Here is a 2,975-nt window from a genome sequence, read left to right as displayed (position 1 = left end):
ACGAAAGTCCGGCCGGTCAGCTTCTCGTAGGCCTCCACATAGCGGGCACGAGTCTTCTCGACGACGTCGGCCGGCAGCGCGGGCGGCGGGGTGTCACTCGAGCGGTCCCAGCCCGATTCCGCAGAGGTCAGCCAGTCACGCACAAACTGCTTGTCGAACGATGGCTGAGCCTTGCCCGGCGCGTACGTCGCAGCGTCCCAGAAGCGTGAGGAATCCGGAGTCAGGACCTCATCGCCCAGGGTGATGACACCCGTATTGACGTCGATGCCGAACTCAACCTTCGTGTCGGCCAGGATGATGCCGCGGCCCCGGGCGATCTCTTCCGCACAGGTGTAGATCTTCAACGTGAGTTCGCTCAGGCGTGCGGCGATATCGTCGCCCACCATCGCGACGACGTCGTCGTATGTGATGTTCTCGTCGTGTTCGCCGACTTCAGCTTGGCAGAAGGCGTGAAGATCGCGTGCCCCAGGCGCGAGCCGTCAACCAGGCCTGCGGGCAAGGGGATGTCGCAGACGGTGCCCGATTGGCGGTACTCGGCCAGGCCGGAACCCGTGAGATACCCGCGGGCGATGCATTCCACGGGGAACATCTCCAGCCGCTTGCAGATCATCGCGCGGCCCTCAACTTCCGCGGGCACACCCTCGGCGGCTGTGGACGCAAGGACGTGGTGCTCCACCCCAAGCTGCTCGAACCACCACAAACTCAGCTGCGTGAGGACCCGGCCTTTGTCCGGGATCTCGCTGCTCAAGACGTGGTCGTAGGCGCTGATGCGGTCGCTGGCCACCACCAGGACGCGCTCCTGGCCCGACTCGGCCCCGCTGGAATCATCCGCAGGAACGTAGAGGTCGCGGACCTTGCCCGAATAGAAATGCTTCCACCCCGGCAGGTCGAGGGTTTCGGTCTGCAGGCCGTTTGCGTTGCTTTCGGGCATGGTTCAGGCCTTCACATTCGGGATGGAGCCGGTGGCCGGGGAGACCACGTGGATCTCGCCACGGGCTGCCTTGCCGGCGATATCGGTTCGGAACTGTCCGCCGTCGAGCTGGACCAGCTCCACGCCGTCGTAAGCCCGCTCGCGCGCCTCCACGAGGTCCGTTCCCAGCGCGACAACAGCCAGTACGCGGCCGCCGGCGGAGACAACCCGGCCTTCTTCGTCCAGTTTGGTACCGGCGTGGATGACGTGGACGCCTTCCAGCGCGTCCACCTTGTTCAAGCCGCGGATGCGGTCTCCCGTGCGGGGGGGTGTCCGGGTAGTTTTCGGCGGCGACGACGACGGCGACGGCCGACTCCTTCGACCAGCGCAGCTCTTCGGCCTGGTCCAGTTCGCCCTTGGCGGCTGCCAACAGGAGTGCGCCGAGCGGGGTCTTGAGCCGGGCCAGGACCGCTTGCGTTTCAGGATCGCCGAAGCGGACGTTGAATTCGATGACGCGCGTCCCGCGGGAAGTCAGTGCCAGGCCGCAGTAAAGGACGCCGACGAACGGAGTACCGCGGCTGGCCATCTCGTCCACGGTGGGCTGCGCAACGCGGTCGATGACTTCCTGGACCAGGCCAACAGGTGCCCAGTCGAGGGGGGTGTAGGCGCCCATGCCGCCGGTGTTGGGCCCTTCGTCATTATCGAAAATCCGCTTGAAGTCCTGTGCCGGGGACAGCGGCACGGTGGTGCGGCCGTCGCAGAGCACGAACAGGGAGACTTCGGGTCCGTCCAGGAACTCCTCGATCACCACGGTTCCGCCAGCGTCGAAACAAGCCTGCGCGTGGGCGAGAGCTTCCTCGCGGTCATTGGTGACCACGACGCCCTTGCCGGCGGCCAGTCCGTCATCCTTGACCACATGCGGAGCGCCGAAAGTGTCCAGTGCGTCAGCAGCCTCTGCGGCGTTTGTTGCCACGCGGGCCATGGCGGTGGGCACGCCGGCCTCGGCCATGACTTCCTTGGCGAACGCTTTGGAGGCTTCGAGCTGCGCCGCGGCCTTGCTGGGGCCGAAGACCGGAATGCCGGTTTCGCGGACGGCGTCGGATACGCCCGCCGCGAGTGGGGCTTCGGGGCCGACCACAACCAGGTCAACCGCAAGCTTTGTCGCAAGCGCTGCGACGGCGCCGGGGTTGTTCCCGTCGATCGCGTACGTGGGGACCAGCTTGGCGATGCCGGCGTTTCCCGGAGCCGCGTGGACCTCGGAAACGTTGGGATCCTTGAGCAAGGAGCGGACAATTGCGTGTTCGCGGCCGCCGGGGCCAATGACGAGTACCTTCACAGTCTTCAAGGGTACTTTGTGCGGGGGCAGGACTCCTAAGCTGTCTCCTCCATTGGACGTGCCCACCTTTGACAATGAGTCAGAAGGGAGCATGTCCAACCCATCTCGGGGGCCTCCGGCTACGAACAACCTGCATGAAGAAGCTCAGGAACTGGCTCAGGGGACCCGCCGCATTGGCTGCACTGGCCGGGGTGGCCGCTGCCGCCGTCGTACTTTCCGTTGCGGAACTGATCGGCGCCTTCTTTACGGCCCGGGCAACTCCTGTGATTGCGCTGGGGTCAACCTTCATCGACTTCACGCCGCCGTGGATGAAGGACTTCGCCGTGACCACGTTCGGCACCAATGACAAAGCCGCGCTGTTTGTGGGAATGGGCCTGACCATCTTCGCGCTGGCTTGCGTGCTGGGTGTCGTGGCCTTCCGCAATTGGGCCTTGGGTGTGTTGGGCGTCCTCGGCATGGGTGCGGTGATTGTGGCTGCCGTGGTGACCCGGGCCGGCGTGAAGCCCGCGGATTCCATACCAAGCCTGATCGGCACCGTGGCTGGACTCATTGTCCTTCGGTTCTTGGTGGCCCGGCTTTGGCGGCTGAAGTCCTTCCCGGACGCCCCTGCCGACACCGCTGCCAAAGGCATCGAACGTCCCGCCACGACGCGCCGGACGTTCTTCGCCGCTACCGGTGTCACCGTTGCCGCAGCGGCCATCACAGCAGGCGGCGGCCGATTCCTGAGTG

General features: G+C 65.6%; 3 pseudogenes. 1 reads left to right on the top strand and 2 read right to left on the bottom strand.

Features of this window, described 5'->3' with window-relative positions:
• Both AHiyo1_RS18160 and purD read right to left on the bottom strand, forming a co-directional pair.
• Nucleotides 1-931 (bottom strand): annotated as a pseudogene (locus AHiyo1_RS18160) (phosphoribosylaminoimidazolesuccinocarboxamide synthase); the annotation flags it as partial.
• 3 nt (nt 932-934) lie between these two features.
• A pseudogene (purD, locus tag AHiyo1_RS18155) lies at nt 935-2,246 on the bottom strand (phosphoribosylamine--glycine ligase).
• Between the two features lie 134 nt (nt 2,247-2,380).
• On the opposite strand from purD, the pseudogene AHiyo1_RS27215 reads away from it, so the two are divergent.
• Nucleotides 2,381-2,975, top strand: a pseudogene (locus AHiyo1_RS27215) (molybdopterin-dependent oxidoreductase); the annotation flags it as partial.

It is taken from the genome of Arthrobacter sp. Hiyo1, from assembly GCF_001263615.2.
In the GTDB taxonomy this organism is placed as follows: Bacteria; Actinomycetota; Actinomycetes; order Actinomycetales; family Micrococcaceae; genus Arthrobacter.
Note: the sequence above shows the minus strand (reverse complement) of the source record. Positions and strands in the feature narration are given on the sequence as shown.